Source organism: Phenylobacterium conjunctum (genome assembly GCF_042679085.1).
GTDB classification, from domain to species: domain Bacteria; phylum Pseudomonadota; class Alphaproteobacteria; order Caulobacterales; family Caulobacteraceae; genus Phenylobacterium; species Phenylobacterium conjunctum.
In genome coordinates, this window is the sequence record NZ_JBHTLQ010000006.1 from 14,377 (window position 1) to 32,941 (window position 18,565).

30 protein-coding genes are annotated in these 18,565 nt (G+C 68.3%); 2 read left to right on the top strand and 28 right to left on the bottom strand.

From position 1 onward, the window contains the following. The gene (locus tag ACFQ27_RS03730; RefSeq protein ID WP_377352571.1) at nt 1-1,659 is read right to left on the bottom strand and encodes a tetratricopeptide repeat-containing sulfotransferase family protein; all 1,659 of its coding nucleotides are present in this window, start codon (nt 1,657-1,659) and stop codon (nt 1-3) included. A 125-nt stretch (nt 1,660-1,784) separates the two neighbouring features. Between ACFQ27_RS03730 and ACFQ27_RS03735 the strand changes: the two genes are divergently transcribed. Beyond that, nucleotides 1,785-2,618 carry an FAS1-like dehydratase domain-containing protein gene (locus ACFQ27_RS03735; RefSeq protein WP_377352572.1) on the top strand — a complete coding sequence of 278 codons (834 nt, stop codon included), beginning with the start codon at nt 1,785-1,787 and terminating at the stop codon, nt 2,616-2,618. A 229-nt stretch (nt 2,619-2,847) separates the two neighbouring features. Here ACFQ27_RS03735 and ACFQ27_RS03740 read toward each other — a convergent pair whose 3' ends face one another. The 4 genes from ACFQ27_RS03740 to ACFQ27_RS03755 are packed head-to-tail and all read right to left on the bottom strand — an operon-like array spanning nt 2,848 to nt 7,626. After that, nucleotides 2,848-3,813 carry an HpcH/HpaI aldolase/citrate lyase family protein gene (locus ACFQ27_RS03740; protein ID WP_377352573.1) on the bottom strand — a complete coding sequence of 322 codons (966 nt, stop codon included), beginning with the start codon at nt 3,811-3,813 and terminating at the stop codon, nt 2,848-2,850. A 52-nt stretch (nt 3,814-3,865) separates the two neighbouring features. Next, nucleotides 3,866-4,861 (bottom strand): HupE/UreJ family protein, encoded by a 996-nt coding sequence (locus ACFQ27_RS03745; protein WP_377352575.1) that lies wholly within the window; start codon nt 4,859-4,861, stop codon nt 3,866-3,868. After that, nucleotides 4,858-5,679 carry a peptidyl-prolyl cis-trans isomerase gene (locus ACFQ27_RS03750; RefSeq protein WP_377352577.1) on the bottom strand — a complete coding sequence of 274 codons (822 nt, stop codon included), beginning with the start codon at nt 5,677-5,679 and terminating at the stop codon, nt 4,858-4,860. Before ACFQ27_RS03750 ends, ACFQ27_RS03745 begins: the two co-directional genes overlap by 4 nt. A 9-nt stretch (nt 5,680-5,688) precedes the next feature. Next, on the bottom strand, nt 5,689-7,626 hold the full coding sequence (locus ACFQ27_RS03755) for a DUF3604 domain-containing protein (RefSeq protein WP_377352578.1): 1,938 nt from the start codon (nt 7,624-7,626) through the stop codon (nt 5,689-5,691). A gap of 341 nt (nt 7,627-7,967) precedes the next feature. Between ACFQ27_RS03755 and ACFQ27_RS03760 the strand changes: the two genes are divergently transcribed. Then, the gene (locus tag ACFQ27_RS03760) at nt 7,968-9,176 is read left to right on the top strand and encodes a tyrosine-type recombinase/integrase (RefSeq protein WP_377352580.1); all 1,209 of its coding nucleotides are present in this window, start codon (nt 7,968-7,970) and stop codon (nt 9,174-9,176) included. Here ACFQ27_RS03760 and ACFQ27_RS03765 read toward each other — a convergent pair. The 23 genes from ACFQ27_RS03765 to ACFQ27_RS03875 all read right to left on the bottom strand — a co-directional run bounded on the left by ACFQ27_RS03765 (nt 9,115) and on the right by ACFQ27_RS03875 (nt 18,519). Further along, nucleotides 9,115-9,300: a helix-turn-helix domain-containing protein gene (locus ACFQ27_RS03765; RefSeq protein WP_377352582.1), complete on the bottom strand. Its 186-nt coding sequence runs from the start codon at nt 9,298-9,300 to the stop codon at nt 9,115-9,117. The genes ACFQ27_RS03760 and ACFQ27_RS03765 overlap by 62 nt on opposite strands. Next, nucleotides 9,293-9,679, bottom strand: coding sequence for a DUF2493 domain-containing protein (locus ACFQ27_RS03770; protein ID WP_377352583.1), 387 nt, complete (start codon nt 9,677-9,679; stop codon nt 9,293-9,295). Before ACFQ27_RS03770 ends, ACFQ27_RS03765 begins: the two co-directional genes overlap by 8 nt. Further along, entirely contained in the window at nt 9,669-10,103 is a 435-nt protein-coding gene (locus ACFQ27_RS03775) for a hypothetical protein (RefSeq protein WP_377352585.1), read from the bottom strand. The genes ACFQ27_RS03770 and ACFQ27_RS03775 overlap by 11 nt, the downstream gene beginning before the upstream one ends. Beyond that, a complete protein-coding gene (locus tag ACFQ27_RS03780; protein ID WP_377352588.1) occupies nt 10,100-10,405 on the bottom strand; it encodes a hypothetical protein in 306 nt (101 codons plus the stop codon). Before ACFQ27_RS03780 ends, ACFQ27_RS03775 begins: the two co-directional genes overlap by 4 nt. Then, a complete protein-coding gene (locus ACFQ27_RS03785) occupies nt 10,395-10,634 on the bottom strand; it encodes a hypothetical protein (RefSeq protein ID WP_377352591.1) in 240 nt (79 codons plus the stop codon). Before ACFQ27_RS03785 ends, ACFQ27_RS03780 begins: the two co-directional genes overlap by 11 nt. Continuing rightward, nucleotides 10,627-11,136, bottom strand: coding sequence for a Lar family restriction alleviation protein (locus ACFQ27_RS03790; RefSeq protein WP_377352592.1), 510 nt, complete (start codon nt 11,134-11,136; stop codon nt 10,627-10,629). The genes ACFQ27_RS03785 and ACFQ27_RS03790 overlap by 8 nt, the downstream gene beginning before the upstream one ends. Beyond that, a complete protein-coding gene (locus ACFQ27_RS03795) occupies nt 11,126-11,410 on the bottom strand; it encodes a hypothetical protein (RefSeq protein ID WP_377352594.1) in 285 nt (94 codons plus the stop codon). The genes ACFQ27_RS03790 and ACFQ27_RS03795 overlap by 11 nt, the downstream gene beginning before the upstream one ends. A 1-nt stretch (nt 11,411) precedes the next feature. Further along, a complete protein-coding gene (locus ACFQ27_RS03800; RefSeq protein ID WP_377352595.1) occupies nt 11,412-11,720 on the bottom strand; it encodes a hypothetical protein in 309 nt (102 codons plus the stop codon). Nucleotides 11,721-11,725: 5 nt separating this feature from the next. Then, nucleotides 11,726-11,971, bottom strand: coding sequence for a hypothetical protein (locus ACFQ27_RS03805; protein WP_377352597.1), 246 nt, complete (start codon nt 11,969-11,971; stop codon nt 11,726-11,728). Next, nucleotides 11,964-12,188: a hypothetical protein gene (locus ACFQ27_RS03810; RefSeq protein ID WP_377352599.1), complete on the bottom strand. Its 225-nt coding sequence runs from the start codon at nt 12,186-12,188 to the stop codon at nt 11,964-11,966. Before ACFQ27_RS03810 ends, ACFQ27_RS03805 begins: the two co-directional genes overlap by 8 nt. A 234-nt stretch (nt 12,189-12,422) precedes the next feature. Next, the gene (locus tag ACFQ27_RS03815; protein ID WP_377352600.1) at nt 12,423-12,761 is read right to left on the bottom strand and encodes a hypothetical protein; all 339 of its coding nucleotides are present in this window, start codon (nt 12,759-12,761) and stop codon (nt 12,423-12,425) included. Continuing rightward, complete coding sequence (locus ACFQ27_RS03820; protein WP_377352603.1) at nt 12,758-12,919, bottom strand: hypothetical protein; 162 nt, start codon at nt 12,917-12,919, stop codon at nt 12,758-12,760. The genes ACFQ27_RS03815 and ACFQ27_RS03820 overlap by 4 nt, the downstream gene beginning before the upstream one ends. Continuing rightward, nucleotides 12,916-13,110, bottom strand: a complete 195-nt coding sequence (locus ACFQ27_RS03825; RefSeq protein ID WP_377352605.1) for a hypothetical protein — start codon at nt 13,108-13,110, stop codon at nt 12,916-12,918. Before ACFQ27_RS03825 ends, ACFQ27_RS03820 begins: the two co-directional genes overlap by 4 nt. Continuing rightward, entirely contained in the window at nt 13,107-13,310 is a 204-nt protein-coding gene (locus ACFQ27_RS03830) for a hypothetical protein (protein ID WP_377352606.1), read from the bottom strand. Before ACFQ27_RS03830 ends, ACFQ27_RS03825 begins: the two co-directional genes overlap by 4 nt. After that, complete coding sequence (locus tag ACFQ27_RS03835) at nt 13,294-13,524, bottom strand: hypothetical protein (RefSeq protein WP_377352607.1); 231 nt, start codon at nt 13,522-13,524, stop codon at nt 13,294-13,296. Before ACFQ27_RS03835 ends, ACFQ27_RS03830 begins: the two co-directional genes overlap by 17 nt. Further along, entirely contained in the window at nt 13,521-14,618 is a 1,098-nt protein-coding gene (locus ACFQ27_RS03840) for a DNA cytosine methyltransferase (RefSeq protein ID WP_377352610.1), read from the bottom strand. The genes ACFQ27_RS03835 and ACFQ27_RS03840 overlap by 4 nt, the downstream gene beginning before the upstream one ends. Then, the gene (locus ACFQ27_RS03845; RefSeq protein WP_377352612.1) at nt 14,618-14,935 is read right to left on the bottom strand and encodes a hypothetical protein; all 318 of its coding nucleotides are present in this window, start codon (nt 14,933-14,935) and stop codon (nt 14,618-14,620) included. Before ACFQ27_RS03845 ends, ACFQ27_RS03840 begins: the two co-directional genes overlap by 1 nt. After that, nucleotides 14,935-15,378, bottom strand: coding sequence for a hypothetical protein (locus ACFQ27_RS03850; RefSeq protein WP_377352614.1), 444 nt, complete (start codon nt 15,376-15,378; stop codon nt 14,935-14,937). The genes ACFQ27_RS03845 and ACFQ27_RS03850 overlap by 1 nt, the downstream gene beginning before the upstream one ends. After that, a complete protein-coding gene (locus tag ACFQ27_RS03855; RefSeq protein ID WP_377352616.1) occupies nt 15,378-15,779 on the bottom strand; it encodes a helix-turn-helix domain-containing protein in 402 nt (133 codons plus the stop codon). The genes ACFQ27_RS03850 and ACFQ27_RS03855 overlap by 1 nt, the downstream gene beginning before the upstream one ends. 8 nt (nt 15,780-15,787) lie before the next feature. Continuing rightward, on the bottom strand, nt 15,788-16,027 hold the full coding sequence (locus ACFQ27_RS03860) for a hypothetical protein (RefSeq protein ID WP_377352618.1): 240 nt from the start codon (nt 16,025-16,027) through the stop codon (nt 15,788-15,790). Continuing rightward, complete coding sequence (locus ACFQ27_RS03865; RefSeq protein ID WP_377352620.1) at nt 16,020-16,541, bottom strand: hypothetical protein; 522 nt, start codon at nt 16,539-16,541, stop codon at nt 16,020-16,022. Before ACFQ27_RS03865 ends, ACFQ27_RS03860 begins: the two co-directional genes overlap by 8 nt. Beyond that, a complete protein-coding gene (locus tag ACFQ27_RS03870) occupies nt 16,538-17,614 on the bottom strand; it encodes a recombinase RecT (RefSeq protein ID WP_377352622.1) in 1,077 nt (358 codons plus the stop codon). The genes ACFQ27_RS03865 and ACFQ27_RS03870 overlap by 4 nt, the downstream gene beginning before the upstream one ends. Next, nucleotides 17,611-18,519: a PD-(D/E)XK nuclease-like domain-containing protein gene (locus tag ACFQ27_RS03875; protein ID WP_377352623.1), complete on the bottom strand. Its 909-nt coding sequence runs from the start codon at nt 18,517-18,519 to the stop codon at nt 17,611-17,613. Before ACFQ27_RS03875 ends, ACFQ27_RS03870 begins: the two co-directional genes overlap by 4 nt. Between the last annotated feature and the right edge of the window lie 46 nt (nt 18,520-18,565).

The following is an 18,565-nucleotide window of genomic DNA, read 5'->3' on the forward strand; positions in this document are numbered from 1 at the left end:
TCAGGCCCCGTAGCCGAGCCGCTCCACCCAGGGGGTCAGGAGCGGCAGGACCGGCTTCAGCTGGTCCTCATAGCGGCGCCAGGCGCCGACGCCCTCCGAGCTTAGACCGCCGGTCAGCTGGGCGGTGGAGGGCGTGGCGATGGCGCGAGTGGCCGTGCGGGTGCCGAAATCCGCCATCTCAGCGGTGAACTCCAGGCCGATGGCGTCGCAGATCTTGCGCATCTCGCCCTCGAAGTCGGCCACCAGGGCCTCGTGCCGGACGGTGTGGATCGACTGGCCCAGCACCGGACGGACCTTGTGGGCGAAGCCCATGACTGCGTCATAGAAGCGCGCGGCGCCTTCCAGGGTCAGGAACTCGTACATCGGCGCGCTCATGGCGAAGCGGCGGCGGAAGCAGCTCAGCACCACGTCACGGGGGTCGCGCTCGGCGAACAGGATCACCGCATCCGGGAACAGCCGTGCGATCAGCGGCAGCTTCAGGGTGTTCATCGGGAAGCGGTCGAGGAACACCTTGCCCGCCACCTCGGCCCCGGCCTGGAGGCACAGGTCGAAATAGGTGTGGCGCAGGTCTTCGAGCTCGCGCTCCGAGGCCTGGGTCAGGCGGTCCAGGGCCGGGCTGGCCATGAAGACGCGGGCGGCGGGGGCCAGGGCGTCCTGTTCTTCCAGGGTCGCGACATCCGGATGGCCGGCCAGGGCCACTTCCAGCAGGGTGGTGCCGGAGCGCGGGAAGCCCAGCAGGAACACGTGACGGCGCGGCTCATTGGCGCGCGGGGCGCGGGCCGGCGTCTTTGTCCAGGTCGGGCCCTGGGCGAACCAGCGGGTCATGGCCTGGGTGAAGGCGCGGGCGCCGTCGCCGCCGAACCGCGGGGCGTAAAGCGACTTCAGCGCGGTGTTGCAGGCCTCGTAGGCGGCGAAGGCCTCAGGCGCGTGACCCTGGGCGTCCAGGGCGTCGCCCAGCGCGCTCTGGGCGTTGGCGACTTCCAGGGGCGTCAGGCGCGGATCGGCCAGCTGGCGACGCATGCGGGCTTCGGCGGCGGGGGCGTCCTTGGCGGCCAGGTCGGCCTTGGCCAGGGTGAGCTCGGCGTCCGCATAGCCGGGGTGCTGGGCCAGCACCTTTTCCGCCAACTCACGGGCGGTGGTGTGGTCGCCCTTCTGGCTGGCGATGGAGGCCAGGCCCGCCAGGGCGATGGGATGGTCCGGCCACAGTTCGAGCGCCCGGCGGTGGGCGGTCTCAGCCCAGTCCAGGCGGCCGACCATCTGCAGGGCCAGACCGCGGCTGGCGTGCAGGAAGGGCAGGTCCTTGTCGAGGGTGAGCGCGGTGTCGAAGGCTTCCAGCGCCTCCACCGGGCGTTCCAGCCGCACCAGGATCAGGCCCAGCGCGTTCAGCACGCCCAGGTCGGTCGGGGCGATCTGGCGAGCCCTTGACAGGACCTTGAGCGCGTCGCCCAGATTGCCTTCCCGCTCGAGCTTCACCGAGACGATGTTCATCAGATAGGGGTGCTCAAGCCCGCCCTGCAGCAGTTGGGCGGCCTTCAGCGCGGCGGCTTCCATGTCGCCGGCCTGGGCCAGCTGGGCGACGGACTGGAGGGCGGCGCGGTCGGCGTCCGGGTTGCGCGCGATCGTCTGGGACGTCTGGGGGGACTTGATCGTGAATTTCATGTCCCAGCCATACGAAATCCTCAGGCCGCCGCGCCACTAAATCCGTGCGTGAGGCGAGCGCGGGTTTGCGCTGTCGCCTGAAAATCCGCATTGAGGCGGCGCGTGTTTTCGAAAAGGGGCGGGCAATGAGCGAGAGCCTGGATCAGAGCCTGGTGGACACCTGGCGCGGCTGGATCGGCCGGGAGGAACGGCGCACCGAGGCGCTGGACGTCGAAGCCTTGCGCCGGTTCGCCGCCGCGGTCGGCGCGGGGCTGGAGGTCGAGGCTGCGCCGCCGCCCCTGGCCCACTGGGCTTTCTTCCTGCCTGTGGCTGCCGACGACCAGATCGGCGAGGACGGCCACCCCAAGCGCGGTGGATTCCTGCCGCCGGTGACCCTGCCCAGGCGGATGTTCGCCGCCTCGTCCATGAGCTTCGATGCGCCGCTGGCACTGGGTGCGGAGGCGGAGATGGTCTCGACCATCCTGGATGTGAAGCACCGCTCGGGCCGCACCGGCGACCTGGTGTTCGTCGAGGTGGAGCGGGTGATCCGCCAGGCGGGCGCCCAGAAGCTGCGCGAGCAGCAGACCATCGTCTATCGCGAGGCCGGCGACCCGACCCCGGCGCCGACCCTCAAGCCCCATGTGCTGGAGCGCGAGGACGAGCTGTGGAGCCCGACGCCGGTCAACCTGTTCCGGTTCTCGGCCGTGACCTTCAACAGCCACCGGATCCACTATGACCGGCCCTATGCGCAGGGCGAGGAAGGCTATCCGGACCTGGTGGTGCACGGCCCCTTCACGGCCGCACGCCTGCATGACCTGGCGACCCGCAGGCTGGGCCGGCCGCTCAAGCGCTTCGCGTTCCGCGCCACCTCGCCGATCTTTGTCGGCCAGCCGGTGAAGCTGACCGGCGACGTGGCTACGGGCGTCTTCAAGGCCATCCGCTGTGACGGCGCCGAGGCGATGACGGCGGAGGCGGGTTAGGCTCCGAACTCAATTGGGTTCGGTGGGGGCCGGCTGCATTCGTATCCTTCTCCCCTTGCGGGAGAAGGTGTCAGCGAAGCTGACGGATGAGGGGTCGCGCGAGCCTGTCCGCCCTATCCCAACGCCGTGCTTGAGAGATTTGAGAGACCCCTCATCCGACCCTGCTCCGCAGGGCCACCTTCTCCCACAAGGGGAGAAGGACGCCTCCCGCGAACAATTGCGTGGGGACCTAGGCCAACCCGATCCGGCGCGCCTTTTCCACCAGGCCCTGGGCCTGACGGATGGAGGCGATGTCGATCATCTTGCCATCCAGCACGACGGCCCCGCGGCCCGCGGTTGAGGCTTCTTCCAGGGCGGCCAGGATCCGGCGGGCCTTGTCGATCTCGGCCTCGGAGGGGCTGAAGGCGGCGTTGAGCGCGTCGATCTGGCTGGGGTGGATGGCCCACTTGCCGTCGAAGCCCATGGCGGCTGACCGGCGGGCGGCGACTTCCAGGCCCTCGGCGTCCTTGAAGTCGGCATAGGGGCCGTCGACGGGCCGCACGCCGGCGGCGCGGCAGGCGACGACGATGCGGGCCAGCACATAGTGCCAGGGATCGCCCAGGAACCGGTGACGCACGCCGGCCGCATCGGCGTCGGCCAGGATCGCATAGTCCGGCACCGGACCGCCGATGGAGGTGGTGCGGGCGCCGATGGACGCGGCGAAGTCGCCGGGGCCGAAGTGCAGGCTCTCCACCCGCGGGCTGGCCGCGGCGATGGCCTCGACATTGTTCAAGCCCTCAGCGGTCTCGATCTGCAGCTCCAGGCCCAGGCGGCGGCGGCCGGTGGCGGCCTCGATCTGGGAGAGCAGGACGTCCAGCAGGTGGACGTCGGCGGGCTTGTTGATCTTGGGGACCATGATCAGGTCCAGGCGGTCGCCGCCACGCTCGGCCACCTCGATCAGGTCGCGGTACATGAAGGGGGTGTCCAGCGCATTGATCCGCACCGACACGGTGCGCTCGCCCCAGTCGAGCTCGTTCAAGGCCGCGATCACCGTCTCGCGGGCGGCCGGCTTGTCCGGCGGGGCGACCGAGTCTTCCAGGTCCAGCATGACGATGTCGGCGGCGCTGGTGGCGGCCTTGTCCAGGAACCGGCGCTGGGAGCCGGGGACCGACAGCTGGGAACGGTTGAGGCGGGCGGGGCGGGTGAGGTCGAGCATGGGCGTCATATGTCAGGGCGCGCGGCGGGGCGTCCAGATGCCGTTGGGGGAGCTAGACCGCCAGCACCCGCTCGATCACCCAGAAGGCCGCGAGGCCGCCGATGACGTAGGCTGGCAGGGCCTGGGCCCAGGGGGCGTCAAGGACGGGCGCGCGCAGACGGATGCGCCGGAGGGCCAGGATCACCGCGACGGCGCCGGCGATGAACATCAGCTGGCCGATCTCGACCCCGACATTGAACAGCAAGAGCGCCAGGACCGCGCCGTCCTTGGGCAGGCCGATGTCTGACAAGGCGCCGGCGAAGGCCAGGCCGTGCAGAAGGCCGAAGGCGAAGGCCACGACCCAGGGCCAGCGTTGGGTGAGGGTCGGCTCGGCCGGCTTCACCAGCAGCTCGCGGGCCACGAAGACGATGCTGAGCGCCACCAAGGCCTCGATCACCGCGCTGGGGAAGCGCATGTAGCCGAGCGCCGCCAGGGCCAGGGTCAGGCTGTGGGCCACCGTGAAGCCGGTGACCGCCTTCAGCACGCCCCAGCGCGGGCCGATCAGCAGCAAGAGGCCCAGGACGAACAGCAGGTGGTCCGGGCCGGTGAGGATGTGCTCGATCCCCAGCAACAGATAGGCGGGGACGGCGAGAGCCTGGGGCGCATCCGCGCCGAGCCGCATGGAGGGCGAGGCGGGCTTGAGGACCGTGTTGATCTCGGTCCCGTCGGGGGCGCGGATGCGGACCAGAGCGTCGGTGACGGACTGCGGCAGGCCCTCGATGGTCAGGGTCTGGCCGGCGAGGGGGGCGCCGCCGCGCACCTCCCAGGTGCGGACCAGGAAGGCGGCGGTGGAGGTCTCCGCGTCCGGGCGGCGGTCGATGGCCCCGCTGGAAAGGTGCGGACGCAGGCGCACGGCCATGTCGCCCACTACCGGCTGCTTCCAGGTCACCTCGTAGTCGCCGGGCGCGGTCTGGAGGATCTGGACCAGGGCCGGGCGCACCTCGTGGGCGGCGGCGGGGAGGGCGGTCGCCAGCCAGACCAGCACCGCCGCGAGGACCGCGCGGATCATTGCGGGGCGCCGCTCACGACGACCCGGTAGCGCTGGCGCAGGCGGTCGAGATAGCGGGTGTTGGCGGCCTTGCGGGCCTCGGCCAGCAGGTCCTCGCGGACCAGATCGCGCACGCTGTCGAAGGCCGGCGGGTGGGGCGGCTGGCGGGCTTCGACCAGGAGCACATGCAGGCCGTAGGGCGAGGCGATGGGGCCGACCCATTCCCCCACTGGCGCGGTCTCCGCGGCCTTCACGAACTCTGCGCCATAGTCCCGCTCCAGGTCGCGGGGCGCGACGTCGGCATAGGTCAGGGGCAGCATGAACGGATCGCCGTGCGGCTCGCCCTCATTGGAGCCGGCCACGGCCAGGACCTTCAGGACCTCGCGATGGGCGTCGTCGGCCTTGCGGTCGCCGCTGATGAACACGTGGCGCAGGGCGACCTTGCCGGGATTGGCGTAGCGGGCGGCGTGGTCACGGAAGTAGCGCTCGAGCTGGGCGCGGGTGGGCTCGCGCACCGGGGCCGCGTCCTCGCTGGCGAAGGCCATCTTCTGGGCCAGGCGCCGGCGGATGATCAGGTCGTCCTTGTCGAGGCCGAGCCGGAGGGCCTCGCGGGCCAACAGCTCATCATTGACGCGCTCGTCGATGATCGCCTTCAGCTCTTCGGAGGTCGGCTGGCGGCCGGCCTGGGCCGACCAGTAGCCGGCCAGCTGCTCGATCTCGGCGGCGTCCAGCCGGACCGTGGGGCGATGGGCCGCCTTCAACGCCGTCATGCCGACGAAGAGGACGAGCCCGATCGCAATGAAATGAACCAGGGGCTCCCGAAGGAGGCGCTTCCACATGAGAACGGATCAGGCCTTGGGTTCAAACCAGATCGGCGAAGACCAGGCGCGCTCCATGATGGTCGGGGCGAGCTTGGGGTTCGGGGGCGTGCCGTTGCGCAGGGCGTCCCAGGTCGACCAGCGGCAGGAGGGGTTCTCCAGCACGCGGACGTAATAGAAGGCGCGCTGCTTCGGATTGTACTCCGGGTCCTTCCAGACGGTCTTGAGCTCAACATCACCCTTGAAGCGGTCGGGCTCGCAGGTGGCCATGTTGACGCCGGCGCCGTTGGACGGGCAGCGGCTGGTGGCCGGATCGAGCTTCAGGCCGTCGGAGCAGGCCACGTCAAACACCTTTTCCTTGGCGACGCCGTTCTCGACCCAGCCCTTCACGATCTGGGCGCGTTGCAGATAGCCGGAATTGGGGTCGCGGACCGCCCAGACCAGGAACTGGGGCGAAGCCTTGGCGGGCGTCACGTCGCCGCCCATGGGCGTGCCGTGAGCATAGGCCTGGCGCACCGAGTCCGGCCGATCGAGGATGTTCTCGGGGAAGCCATAGCCGGCGAAGAAGCGGACGCGGATCCGCGGGCCGGAGGTGGCGAAGGTCTCCTTGCGGCGCATGGCGGCGTAGATCGCCTGGCGGCTGTTTTCCTCAGCCCAGACCCCGGCGAGGCCCGAGGCGCCCCAGGTCTGGAATCGCGCCTGGCGGGGATCGGCCGGCGGCGCCTGATCCCAGCTGGTCACGCCCTTGGGCGGCAGGGAGCCACGCAGTTCGCCGGTGGAGTCGGAGCGGCCGACCTTGCCCACATAGTGGGTCTCCTCGGCGCTGCCGGGGGCGGCGTTGTGGGTGTCGGTGGAGCTGATGAAGCCGAACTTGAATGGGTTGAAGCCCTTGGTCTCGCGCGAGAGGATCCCGTCTTCCAGCGCCCGCCGCACATAGCCGCCGACGAACTTGGTCACCGGCTTGTCGGAGCCGATGTAGCTTTCCATGATCTCGAAGTTGGCCCACTCGTCATTGGGCGACAGGGACGGATGGGTCTCCGACGTGCCCTTGACCTGGGAGATCTCGACCAGGGGCTCATTGCGCATGCGAAGTTCGGCATAGGCGCGGTCGATGGGCGCGCCATTGCGGCGCACGGTGTCGAACATCAGGCCGTCGGAGCCGTTGGAGTTGTGCGGGATGGCCAGGGCCTCGACGCCCTTGCCGCGCCAGCCGTCCATGGTCCGCCACAGGTTCTCAGGATCGTTGGAGATCAGGGCGGTGTAGGGCGCGTCGGGAACCTTGGCCCCCTTGAAGATCACGTTGCGGTGCAGGTTCCGGCCGTCGGGCGCGGAGGTGTACTCATAGCCCACGAAGGTTGTGAAGCGCCCCGGGCGATTGTACTTGGCGGCGGCCTGCTGGACCTCGGTCCAGGCGCGGGAGGCGATGGCCGGATCAGAGAACTCCTTGGGCAGGGTGCCGTGCTCGTAGCCGGTCACCATGGTGTTGAAGGCCTGCATGATCTGCTTGGGCTCAGTCGAGAACAGGCCCTGGACCAGGGGCAGCTTGTTCAGCGGGCTCGACTTGTCGGCGGCCTCACGGATGGCGCCCATGTATTCGGAGTGGTCGGTGACGGCGGTGAAATCCAGCGGCCCGCCCTGCAGACGGATGTCATAGCCGCCCGCATGGCTAATGGGCTGGCCCAGGGCGAAGCGATAGGCGTCCTCCGGCGTGCGGCGCACATTGAAGATGTAGGCGTCGAAGGACAGGTAGGTGTGGACGTGCAGGTCGCCGAAATAGGCGTTGCGGTCCTGGCTCCAGCCCGGGAGGTGGTTGTCCGCGGCGGCCTTGGGCTTGGCGGCCGCCGGCGCGGCGGTCGGCGCCGGCTTCGGCGCGGCGTCAGGCTTGGCCAGTTCGGCCCCGATGGCGACGGCTCCGCCGGCGATCAGGCCGACCAGGACCGCAGGCGCAAGCTGCTTGAGCGTGGACATGACGTTTTCCTCCCCCCGGCCGTCCCACCCAGAACCGGGCGACCGTTCGTTAGGGGGAAATTTGCACGCCGACTGCCATCTGGGGAGAGGCAAAACGCACGGGGGCGAACCAAACTGTGTTTGGTTTTTCAGGTTTGCGATGTGAGGAAATCTGAAGCCCGCGATGGCTCCCCGAGCAGAGATAGAACCGCCGTCGCAGCCTGTCGTGGGTTGTCGCATTTCGCCCTTGCGGGAAAGGCCTTCCGGCGCCCAAGGTTCGCCCATTGTCGCAGCCTGTCGTCACCTGACGCTGGCGGCTTTTAGGGTTGGGCTTAGGGTTGGCGGGGCGAGTATCGAACAGGTTGAACGCGAAGTCGGTCGCCGCGACGAAGGCGGCCGGGCGTTATGCGGACGGCTCTGGCCTCTATCTGGTCGTCGACGACAAGGGGAATCGGCGCTGGTCCTTCGTCTTCCAATACGGCGGGAAGCGCAAGGAGATGGGCCTGGGGACTGTTGAGGACGTGGACCTGAAGGAGGCCCGCGAAGCCAGGGACGCGGCGCGCAAGCACCTCGTGGCCGGCCGGAACCCGATAGAGGTTCGGCGGCTCGAGGCGGCGGCCCGGGCGGAGGTCCCAGAGTTCGGCGCCTACGCGAACAAGATCGTCGACGGCCTGACCCTCAAGAGCGACAAGCACCGGGAGCAATGGCGCCGGACCCTGACCGACTATCTGCCGGGCCTGCAGAAGCTCCCCGTCGACGCCATCGCGACCCACCACGTTCTCGACGCCCTAAAACCCCACTGGACGGAGATCCCCGAGACGGCGGAGCGCATCAGGGGGCGCGTGGAGCGGGTTCTGGACGCCGCCAGGGCCGCCGGCTTCATCTCAGGCCCCTGGGAGAACCCCGCCCGCTGGAAGGCCCACCTAGCGCTTCTCCTGCCGCGCCCGGAGCGCAAGGTCCGCCACCACCCCGCGTTGCCGTATGAGCAGTTGCCGGACTTCATGGTCGCCTTGCGGGAGCGGGGCGGCGTGTCAGCTCGGGCGCTGGAGTTCACGATCCTGACGGCGGCGCGGACGCAGGAGGTCAGGTTCGCGGTTCCTGCCGAGATCGAGGGCGCCGTCTGGTCCGTCCCGGCTGTGCGGATGAAGATGAAGCGGCCACACCGGGTTCCGCTGACCCTGGACGCACTGGAGGCCGTGGCCGCCGCAAAGCCGCCGCCTGGCTACAAGGTCGCCTACCTGTTCCGAGGGGCCAAGGCCGGCGACCCGCTCTCGAACATGTCGATGGATCGGGTTCTGCGCATCATGAACGTCGACGTGACCGTCCACGGTTTCAGGTCAACCTTCAAGGATTGGGCGGAAGACACGACGGGCTTCTCAAGCGGGGTGATCGAGGCGGCCCTTGCGCATCTGGTCGGGGATGAGACGGAACGGGCCTATCGCCGCGGCGACGCCCTGGAGAAGCGGCGCAGGCTCATGGAGGCCTGGGCCGACTTCGCCCTCTCCAAGGTCAGGCCGCCGCGCTACTTGCGGCCCGATGCAGGGCCTCCTTCAGATCCTCCGCCAGGATGACGGAGCGGCCGGCGAATTTGACCAGCCGGAGTTCGCCGGCCTTGACCAGGCGATAGATGGTCGCCCGGTGGACCCCTACGGCTTCGGCGGCTTCGGAAACGGTGTAGGCGAGCTTGTCAGCCATCCTCCCCCTCCTTCCCCATCAGGGCGCGGAGGGTAGCGATTTCGACCACGCGAACGCCGGCCTTTGTGGCTCGGCTCACCATGTCAGCAGTCCCGCGCCCACCGGGAAAGGCCAGAACAAGGTCTGGGCTGTAGCCCAACATGGCCTCGTTCCGCATCGGCCCGGCCCGCTTGCCGTACTTCGACCACTTGGCGGGGCATGGAGCGGCCTGAACGCGCCGCGACAGGCACCAGTCATGGGCTAAAGCATCAGCCCCGCGCGCATTCCCATGGATAACCATGCGGATCGGCTGGAGGGCGTCCAGCTCGGCAAATACGCGGTCTCGGTCGGCGTAGTCGCGGCCACCGCAGACCAGAACTCGAAAGCCGTCAGCGGCCATCCTCTCCCCCTTTCGCGGCTCTGATACGGGTGAGGGCGCTGGACGCCATGAGCGTCGCTTCTTGCTGGTCTAAGCTGTGACCACCCATTGCGCGACGCGCTAATGGAGTGCAGAACGCGCCCTTCAGCGCCTCCAACGCCCTCTCTGCTTCCTCCAGAGCAGCCTCTAGTTCTGCCTCACGGGGGCGGCTGTTCCAGCGGCGGTCCGCTTCTGCGCTGGCGGCCTCGTTGCTTTCTGGGTCATCTGGCCTGCGATATCCCCACGGCCCCATGACGCGAACGGAAAGCTTCGCGCCGCAGTCCGCGTTTTCGCATCTGATCACAAAAGCGCGCGCGTGGTCGCCCTCCGCATAGTGGTCTTCGGTCCTTCTGACGGGTGCGGCGCCGCACCAGCACGCCTTCAGCTCTTGCGTCTCAGCGGTCATGTGGGCGCCTCCTGGCGATCCAGTCGCTCGATCTCAGCGACGATGAGCGCAGCGGCCTTGATCAGATCGCGGCGGCGGCCTTGAGGCTTGAACCAGGAAAGGCACCACGGCCACCAATGACCAACGTCCGTCAGTCGGCCTCGCTCGTCCGCAATTCGGCGTGTGGTCGCGTAAACGGCGGCGGCATCGGCAAGTTCTCCCGCCGTGTGCTCGTCGTCGTGCTCTGGCGTCCAGCCCTCCACCTCGATCTGACGGCGCCGCTCGGCGGCGATCTCTTCAATGACAGTCGTCTCAGTGGTCATGGCCTTCTCCTTCCGGCTGGGCGGGGTGGGTGGTGAGGGCGGTCCACGGGGCCTTGACCCCTTCCGTCTTCCGCCAGGGGTTGCCGGTCTCGACCGTGTTGATGACCTCGACGGCGTGCTGGTAGCAGGCTCGGTAGTAGCGAGCGCCGCCCATGCCCTCGGTGCACTCTGAGCACCCCTTGCACTCGCCACGGATGACCCTGCAAACCCGGTGGACTTGCTCACTCACGGCCTTCCCCCTCCCTACTAGCCCGTATGGTGGAGAGGGCAACGCGCTCATCTATTCGCCGATTTATGGCGTCAAGGAGAAGGCCTCGATTTCCCGCTTCAAGGCAGTTGGATGCAAACTTTGCCCCGGCTATCCACGCGCTATCTTGAAGAACATCCTGCGTTGCATCGCCGTATCGCTTGCCCTCGTAGAGATTTCTCAACCTCCCCACCTCAGCCTCTAGGCGGGCATGTTCTCCGCTCCAGACCACTTGAGCAGCCTCGGAGGCGGCTCGCACTTGAGCCCTAAGCGCCACCACCTCAGCCTCTAGGGCTTCTTCACGGGGGCGGGTGTTCCAGGCGGTGATGGCTTTGGCTTCGGAAAGCGCCATCGGCCCCATCACGCCACACTTGCAAATCACCCGGAACGTCGGCTTGGGAACATCTCTGACCTTCGCCACGCTTTGCTTCTCGCCGCACCACGGGTTCGGGCATGCCTTCAGCTCTTGCGTCTCAGTGGTCATGGGTGGTGTCCTGGGTGGGGGTCAGATGCTCTTGACCAAACCTCTGTTTTGAGACCAGCTTTACGCCTTCGCGCAGCTCTAGTTCGGCACGCCATCCGGGGATAAAGCTATCCAGTTCCCCTACGCCGAAGCCGCCGCGACAGTTGCGCCCTTCAAGGTCCAATAGGGCCCTCTGTTCACCCCAACGCTTTTCGTAAACCTCGTAGGCGCGAAGGTGCATATCCCACGGAATGCCACCGTCTAGCCCCTGAACCGGCGCTCGCTTGTTGCTCACCCTACCCCTCCTTGATCAGAGAGGCGGGAGGGGCGGCGGCAAGCATGGCGGACCAAGTGCCTTCAGCATCAGGCGCACCGCCGTAATTCAGCCGCGCGCACTCGTCGGCGTAGTCGCCAGCGGCCTTCAACATCTCCCGCGTCGGTTCCACCGGCACCACCACGAACCCCTCTCCCGGCCCCTGGGTGCGGGCTTGGCGGGCGGCGGATAGGAGGGCGGCGACCTCTTCGGGGTAGTTGACGACCAAGGCGTGAAGGGCGGTGTAGGGCTTGACCACTCGGTCAATCAGCGCCCGGTCTTCGTCAGTCATTTGGGTCATTGGTCGGCGTCCTTGGAGCGGCGGGTGTTCTTGATGCGGTTTCCGACGCCGTGCAGGTAGTTGGTCAGGTTCTCGGCGCTCGCGAGCACGTCATCGACTTGGGACGTGAAGTTCTCGCCAAGCTCCTCGTGCTCGACGCCCACGGCGGCAATCATGTCGGACAACAGGGCGGCGGCTTTATCGGCTAGGGTGCTTGCCCGACGCTCCCACGCGCGGACTTGCTTTAGGGTCAGATCACCCACCTTCAGAGCCCTCCTGTTGTAGGGTGGTGGAGAGGGCGGCTAGGTCCTCCTCATCGTCGTCTTGTGCGCCGTAGCGGAGCGGGTCGATCTCGTTGCCCTCAGCGTCGAGCATGACTTCAAAGCTTCGGTCGCCGTCGTCGCAGAGGTCGCACTTGTCGTGCAGAAGCGTCTCGACCTCGGGCGGCAAGTCCGGGTCTAGGGATCGCGGGTAGGACATACGCCGTCCACACGACCGGCATGCGAGCGTGATTAGGGCGCTACCCATTGGTCTTCTCCCCTTGGGTGGTGGGGCGGGGTCTTTCCGCCATGAGGCCGGGGCAATACGCAGACCGATCAGAGGCCATCTCGCCGTCGATGCGACGTGCAGCGGCGCTCCGCAGATAGCGAGGGATGCGCAGCGGAAGCCCGAAGAAGACGCCCCGCTTGTTGTAAGGCGTGTGCTTCTCGCCCATCACTCCCCCTCCCCTTGGGTCCAGCGGAGGGCGGCGTCGATCTCCTTCAGCAGGTCCCGACCGTCTGAATGCTCGTGGGCGTCCAGGGCGTCGGTGACGTACCAGCGCGCTCGGGTTAGAAGGTCGCGCATGGTGTCAGCCCGCGCGCACTCGTCGGCGGCAAGGCGTTGAAGGTCCAGCCGCGCCGCGTTCTCGGCCTTGAGCAGGGCCTCCTGGCCTACGATGGCGTTGGCGGCGTCGGCGAGGACGTCGCGAGCGTGCATCCTGGCGCCGCTGTCCGTGACCCAGGCCCGCATCATCTCGCGGACGTTGATGATCCGTTCGGCTAGGGCGCTCATTCCGGCTTCTCCTGCGGTTCGACCTCGCCCAGCATCTTCAGGACGAACCGCGCCCCAATCGCCGCGCTGCGGTCTAAGATGTCGCCAGCTTCAAGCTCGCGGATGGTTCGCCAGATGGTGGCAATGGTATGCGTGCTAGCCTCGATCATGACGATCACGTGCGGGCTCCGATCTTCTTGAGGCATTCGACGACGGCCCGCGCCCCGTCTCGCGAGGTCCAGTCCATGTCCATGCTGTCGGAAATAGCGTCGGCGATAGCGTCCTCAAGATCAGTCCAGTCGAGGGCTGGATAGGTGGACAAGGACCACGCAAGGGCTTCATCGGCGGGAATGACGCGAGGCTCGCTCATTGGTCGTCCTCCGCTTCAGCCGCCCGCTCCAGCACCGCATCGGCGCAGTCGTCGCAGATCAGCTCGCCAGAGACCTCAAACGCCTCGACGTTCGGGCTGGCGAAGTCATCACCGCTCACGCCACACTCGGCGCAGGCGGACAGCGAGTGAAAGACGGGGCGTTTCTTCTCAGCCTCTACGGCTTCATTGCTGATGGTCATTGGTCTGTCCTTGGGGTTGGGGGCGGGCGTCGTGGCCGATCAGGATTTCGTGGATCCGGTAGAGGGAGCAGGCCCGGTCGGTGGCGCACATGATCGGGCGAACCCGCACCGGCTCGCCGTCCAGGACGATCACAGGCGGCGGAGCCCCGAAGCACTCGCCCTCAGACGACACCGGAGCGCCTTCGCGGTGCTGGCAGGTCTTGCAGGTGGTCATGCGGCGGCCTCCATCCAGGCGGCGAGCACCTCTGCGGCGAGGTGCGGCTGGATGGCGTTGCCGAAGCCGCGCCACGCGCCGACACGGTGGATCAGGTGGCCGCGCGCTTGCTCTGGGATTTGCGCCGCGGCGGCTCCGATGGCGTCGCCAAGAGCCACGCGACCCCGTATCCCTGAAGCCAGCAGGGGAAAACCGGGTTCGGGGATCCTGCGGGCCTTTCCGTCGTGGCACTCGATCCAGGCGTGGCGGCTCCAGAAGCCTCCAGCACCTGCCGGGCCAGCGGTCGGCCCTTCTTGCCGTACATCTCCTCGCTGGAGACCTGGGACCGATCCGAGCGCCAGTCCCTGGCCGCAGGCGTCGCCCAGGGCGACCCCTTCATCGCCGCCGGCAAGCCCACCTGCGCCTTGGTCCCGTCCGGCCTGCGACCTGTCGCCGACGTCCCTGCCGGGTTCGACCGCCCGCCGTCCAGGTCCGCCGCTGCCGGCGTGGGCCAGTGAGAAATCCCCGCCATCACGGTTTGCAGCGATAAGCCCGTCGCCGAGCGTTCCGCCTTGGCGAAGTCCGGCCCGGCAGTTGCGGCCTTCGGCGTCGGCCACGGCGATCCAGTAGAGCCGTTGTCGGATATGGGGGGCGTCCACGGCGCAAGCCGGGATATCGACGCCCCGGCTGGCGTAGCCTTCTCCCGCCAGATCAGCGCGCACTCCGTCGAGCCAACCATAGCCAGCCGCTCCCGCAACCTGCTCTCCCATGACGACAGCGGGCCGGCAGGAACGGATGAGGCGAAAGAAGTCGGGCCACAGGTGCCGAGGGTCGTCTGTACCGGCGCCTTTGCCCGCGACCGAGAACGGTTGGCAGGGGCATGAGCCGGTCCAGAGAGGGCGATCATCGGGCCACCCAGCAAGTCGAGCTGCATGGGACCATCCGCCGATCCCGGCGAAGAAATGCACTTGGCTGTAGCCGTTGATGTCATCGGGGCTCACGTCCTTGATGCTGCGTTCGTCGACATCGCCGGGCGCGATCAGGCCCTCGTCGATCAGGTTGCGCAGCCATTGGGCCGCGAAGGGGTCGAACTCGTTGTAGTAGGCGCCGCGCATCACGCTTCCGCCCCCACGGCTTGCCTGGGGTGTCCGAAGATCCGAACCGTGGCCGTCGAAGGAACCACGGCGTCGCTCGGGCCGCGTTGCGCGAGCCATGCGCGGCCGGACGCGGTGATCGTCGGGACCGGCTCGCGGATGACCAGGCCGTCGCCTTCGAGGTGGACCAGGAGGCGCCAGGCCTTGTGCTTAGCGCTGGCCCAGCTTTGGCTCGGCCCTTGGACGATCTCCGCCAGCTCTGTCTGGGTCGCCGGCCCCTTGGCGAGGCGTTCGAGCATGCGGTGAGCCCGGCCGCCGGGGGTGTATTTCTCGGCCATCAGTCACGCCCTCGCAGATAGGCGTCAGCGTCTGCGAGGGTCTTCGCGATGCCGGCCGGCGTGAACTCCGGGTCCTCGGCCCATCGCTGCGCCTCTTCCGGGACCGCGCGGCCATTCAGCAGGACGTCGCCGCAGTCGACGTGCGCATAGTCCGCGCCCTCGTCGTAGTAGTAGACGACGTGCCCCTCGCGGATCGGGGCGTTGCATCCGGTGCAACACGGCCAGTGGCTTTCGCCGGCCAGGGCATCGCGCAAGGCCGCTACAGTCGGCATGATCACCGACACCTCGACGAAAGAGGCCCTGTCGAGGTCGCCGCGCTTGCGGTCAGCACTTGCGACGGCCACGGCCATTGAGAGCCGCGCCGCTGCGTCCTGCCGCCAGTGGTCGCGCTCCTCCATGAGCGTACCGGCCAGGACCGGCATGATGTCGAAGAAGAGGCCCATCACGCCGGCTCCCCGATCTCGGCGAGCTCGCGGGCGAAGCCTACGACGGCACGGCGCAGTTTCAGGCCCAGCGGGGCGAGGGCGGTCGCCGCCTCGAAGCCGTCGGCGCTGGCCATGAACCTGAGGGCGCCGGCGGCCTGCGCGGGGAGGTCCTCGCGGGTGAGCTCCTCCAGGCCGTCGAAGAAGTCGCCCGGCTCCATCTTCAGCGCCTTGGCGGCGTGGTACATCATCGAGGCGCTGATCCTGTTCGCGCCCCGCTCGTACTTCTGGATCTGCTGGAAGCTGACGCCGAGCGCATCGGCCAGGGTCGCCTGGGACATCTCCAGCTGCTTGCGGCGCAGGCGGATCATGTTGCCGACGTGGACGTCGACGGGGTCGGGGGTGTTGTTCTGTTCGGTCATTGGGAGCCTCAGAAGGGGATTTGGAGGTCGTCGTCGAAGTCCGGCGCGTGGTCGCTGAACCGGGTCTCGTCGAGGTCGCGCTTGCGGAAGCCGGTCGCGGCCGCCATGACCACGAAGTGCTTTCCGGGGTAGGCGCGGGCCAGGCGCTGGGCCTCGGCCTTCGCGGCGCCGTAGGTGATGTGTTTGACGGTCGGCGGACCGCCGTCCTCGCACCAGACGAGCCAGAAGGGCGGACGGAAATCAGGCATGCTCGGCCCCTTGCTTGACGGTGGAGAACCGGCGCAGGACTGCAGTCCCGTCCTCGCCGGCCAGGTAAGCGGCGTAGAGCGCGGCGGAGAGGTCGCCGGGATCCACGCCGAGGCGGTTCCAGAAGGCGCGCTCCTCGCCGGCGTGCTGGTCACCGAGGTGGTGGTCGCGGCAGAGCGGGGTCGCGTGCCTGTCGCTGGGCTTCGAGGCCAGGCCGGGGTTGCGCCGGCCCTTGGCCGCGTCGCTGAACCGGAGGTGCGCGGCCTGCGTGGCGCCGCCGCAGCCGGGGACGCCGACCACGGAGGCGATGCAGGGCAGGCGCCGGAGGAAGGCCAGATAGCCAGGGTCGCGCTCGCGGGGCTGGCGCTGGCCGGGCGTCCGGACCAGGGCCTTCGCGCGAGCCTTCCGCTCTGCGGCGGCCTTGGCCTTCTTCTCGGCGTCCTTCTTCGCCCGGAGCTCCTTGGCCCGGCGGTCGATGTCGCGAAGTTCGCGGCGCTCGGCGGGGGTGAGGCTCAACGGGAGGCCTCCCCCGCGCGCTCCGCCTGCTCCTTCTCAGCTAGTTCGGCAAAGCGCTGATTGAACAGCCCGTCGAGTTCGGCCAGGCGCTCCGGCTCGGAGGCGTCGATCCGGACCCGCAGCTTCGTGTTGGCCGCGTAGATCGACTGAAGCTTGGTCGCGCTCGGAGCCTCTCGCAGCCGCGTCTCGTAGGCAGCGATCAGTTGGTCGAGGGTGAGCTCGTCGGCTTGCGGAGGCGTCGCGGGCGCCTGCTCCTGGGCGGGCGCGACGTCGGTCTGCGTCCCAGCCTCGGTGGAGGTCTCCTCGATCTCGGCGTCGATGATCTCTCCGGTGTCCTTGTCGAACCGCGGGACGTCATCGCCTTCGAGCGGGTCGGCGGCGCCGGTCTCGCGGGCGACATGCGAGGGGTCGAAGCCGGTCGGGGCCGCGGCGCGAGATTCCAGCCGGGCTTTCATGCCCGTGCCCTGCGCCTGCTTGGGCGTCACGTTCCGGAAGGTCTCGACCTCGTCCGGCGTATAGACGCCGAGGATGACCTCGGGAGTGTGGCGGCGGGCCCAGGAGCGGATCGAGAAGTAGCCGAGCTGCTGGTCGGGGTCCGACTTCCAGAGCGGCGAGTTCTTGGTGGTGATCTGGTCGAAGCGCGGGCTGGTGTACTCGCGCTCCTCGCCGTCGCTCATCCGGCAGACGACCTTGCACTGCCGGGAAGGGCCCTCGCCCAGGTAGATGTAATTCGGCCGCCCCTGGATCGGCGCGCGGGTGTGGACCACGGCCGCCACGAGTTGGGCCTCGTAGGCGATCCGGTTGTTCACCTCGTAGGTCTTGTTCGCGACCGCGAAGGCGTCCATGTCCCAGCGGTGGGCCTGCATCGTCACGGCGAGGCAGGCGCCCGCGTTGTTGCGGAGGTGCTTCGGCAGGGCGATGTCGGCCCTCGCCATGACCTGCGCAAAGGCGACGACCTCTCCGAGGGTCTGGGGCGCGAGAGAGCCGCCACCGGCGCCCGACGAGGCCATCCCGATCTTCGCGTAGCCGACCTTTTCGTCGGCCAGCGTGGCGAGTTGCTGCGCTTCACTCATGCGTTTTCGAGCTCCTGTTCGAGGCGGGCGCGGTGATCGGCCGCCCGGGTCCGGCTCCAGTCGGAGCGTTTGATGGTGACGGCGTCACCGCGCTGGCCGGCGGGGCCAGGCCAGCGGCCGGTTTCGAGGCAGCGGGCGAGCACCCGCAGCGCGGTTCGGTTGTCCTGGGCGGCGGCCTGCAGGTCGTCGGGATCGAGCTCGATCACGTTGACCGGGTGCGGGATCGACTTCTCGACGAACACGAAGCCGAAGCTGTCGAACCGGTGGCCCGTGGCCTGCTCAAGGCAGAGCGAGGCGAGATCGGCCTGCATGTCGTAGCGCCGATCATCGAGCGCCTTGGCGATTGCGCGGTCCGAAACGTCGGCGCCGGTCTTGAGGTCGTTGAAGTCGCGGGAGTCGGTCGGGATGACGTCGGGCCGCGACTTGAGCCAGAGGCCCGTCTCCTCGTCGAAGGCGATGATCGTGTGCTCGATTAGCCCTTGCAGGGCGCCGGCGCGGACCAGGGGCGAGTTGGCGAGCCCGCTGTCTTCGAGCCCCTTCTGCCAGGGGAGGACCCCGGCCATGCCCTTGATCATCTCGACCTGACCGGGCTTGAGCACGGTCAGGCGGTTCCTTGCCGCGAGCGCAAGCCATTCCTTGCAGTCGTTGCGGCGCGTGTCCCAGTCCTTCCCGAGATACTTCTCCGGCCGGGCGATGAAGTGGCGGCTGAAGTGCGCCTCGCCGAGCACGAGGTGGTGCGTCGCGCGCCCCTCGATGTAGGCGGCCTTGTCCGGCTCCTCGAGCCGGTTCGGGTTCATGGCGCTGTAGACCCAGAACGCCATCGGGCTCTTGGTGAAGATCGTCCGGAGCCCGGACGAGGAGACCGAGGGGCCAACGCACAGATTGGCGCTGTGATAGACCTCCATCGGAACGCCGCTGTAGATGCCGGGGGACGAGATCGGCTGGCCGTCC

Bases quoted from the DNA above. Each gene is read 5' to 3' on its own strand.
- ACFQ27_RS03850 (WP_377352614.1), bottom strand. From the start codon at position 15,378: ATGGGCCTCTTCTTCGACATCATGCCGGTCCTGGCCGGTACGCTCATG.
- ACFQ27_RS03775 (WP_377352585.1), bottom strand. From the start codon at position 10,103: ATGACCGCTGAGACGCAAGAGCTGAAGGCGTGCTGGTGCGGCGCCGCA.
- ACFQ27_RS03875 (WP_377352623.1), bottom strand. From the start codon at position 18,519: ATGGAGGTCTATCACAGCGCCAATCTGTGCGTTGGCCCCTCGGTCTCC.
- ACFQ27_RS03735 (WP_377352572.1), top strand. From the start codon at position 1,785: ATGAGCGAGAGCCTGGATCAGAGCCTGGTGGACACCTGGCGCGGCTGG.
- ACFQ27_RS03755 (WP_377352578.1), bottom strand. From the start codon at position 7,626: ATGTCCACGCTCAAGCAGCTTGCGCCTGCGGTCCTGGTCGGCCTGATC.
- ACFQ27_RS03860 (WP_377352618.1), bottom strand. From the start codon at position 16,027: ATGCCTGATTTCCGTCCGCCCTTCTGGCTCGTCTGGTGCGAGGACGGC.
- ACFQ27_RS03740 (WP_377352573.1), bottom strand. From the start codon at position 3,813: ATGCTCGACCTCACCCGCCCCGCCCGCCTCAACCGTTCCCAGCTGTCG.
- ACFQ27_RS03745 (WP_377352575.1), bottom strand. From the start codon at position 4,861: ATGATCCGCGCGGTCCTCGCGGCGGTGCTGGTCTGGCTGGCGACCGCC.
- ACFQ27_RS03870 (WP_377352622.1), bottom strand. From the start codon at position 17,614: ATGAGTGAAGCGCAGCAACTCGCCACGCTGGCCGACGAAAAGGTCGGC.
- ACFQ27_RS03830 (WP_377352606.1), bottom strand. From the start codon at position 13,310: ATGACCATCAGCAATGAAGCCGTAGAGGCTGAGAAGAAACGCCCCGTC.
- ACFQ27_RS03810 (WP_377352599.1), bottom strand. From the start codon at position 12,188: ATGTCCTACCCGCGATCCCTAGACCCGGACTTGCCGCCCGAGGTCGAG.
- ACFQ27_RS03780 (WP_377352588.1), bottom strand. From the start codon at position 10,405: ATGACCACTGAGACGACTGTCATTGAAGAGATCGCCGCCGAGCGGCGC.
- ACFQ27_RS03800 (WP_377352595.1), bottom strand. From the start codon at position 11,720: ATGACTGACGAAGACCGGGCGCTGATTGACCGAGTGGTCAAGCCCTAC.
- ACFQ27_RS03815 (WP_377352600.1), bottom strand. From the start codon at position 12,761: ATGAGCGCCCTAGCCGAACGGATCATCAACGTCCGCGAGATGATGCGG.
- ACFQ27_RS03840 (WP_377352610.1), bottom strand. From the start codon at position 14,618: ATGCGCGGCGCCTACTACAACGAGTTCGACCCCTTCGCGGCCCAATGG.
- ACFQ27_RS03835 (WP_377352607.1), bottom strand. From the start codon at position 13,524: ATGACCACCTGCAAGACCTGCCAGCACCGCGAAGGCGCTCCGGTGTCG.
- ACFQ27_RS03825 (WP_377352605.1), bottom strand. From the start codon at position 13,110: ATGAGCGAGCCTCGCGTCATTCCCGCCGATGAAGCCCTTGCGTGGTCC.
- ACFQ27_RS03845 (WP_377352612.1), bottom strand. From the start codon at position 14,935: ATGGCCGAGAAATACACCCCCGGCGGCCGGGCTCACCGCATGCTCGAA.
- ACFQ27_RS03765 (WP_377352582.1), bottom strand. From the start codon at position 9,300: ATGGCTGACAAGCTCGCCTACACCGTTTCCGAAGCCGCCGAAGCCGTA.
- ACFQ27_RS03730 (WP_377352571.1), bottom strand. From the start codon at position 1,659: ATGAAATTCACGATCAAGTCCCCCCAGACGTCCCAGACGATCGCGCGC.
- ACFQ27_RS03750 (WP_377352577.1), bottom strand. From the start codon at position 5,679: ATGTGGAAGCGCCTCCTTCGGGAGCCCCTGGTTCATTTCATTGCGATC.
- ACFQ27_RS03770 (WP_377352583.1), bottom strand. From the start codon at position 9,679: ATGGCCGCTGACGGCTTTCGAGTTCTGGTCTGCGGTGGCCGCGACTAC.
- ACFQ27_RS03855 (WP_377352616.1), bottom strand. From the start codon at position 15,779: ATGACCGAACAGAACAACACCCCCGACCCCGTCGACGTCCACGTCGGC.
- ACFQ27_RS03790 (WP_377352592.1), bottom strand. From the start codon at position 11,136: ATGACCACTGAGACGCAAGAGCTGAAGGCATGCCCGAACCCGTGGTGC.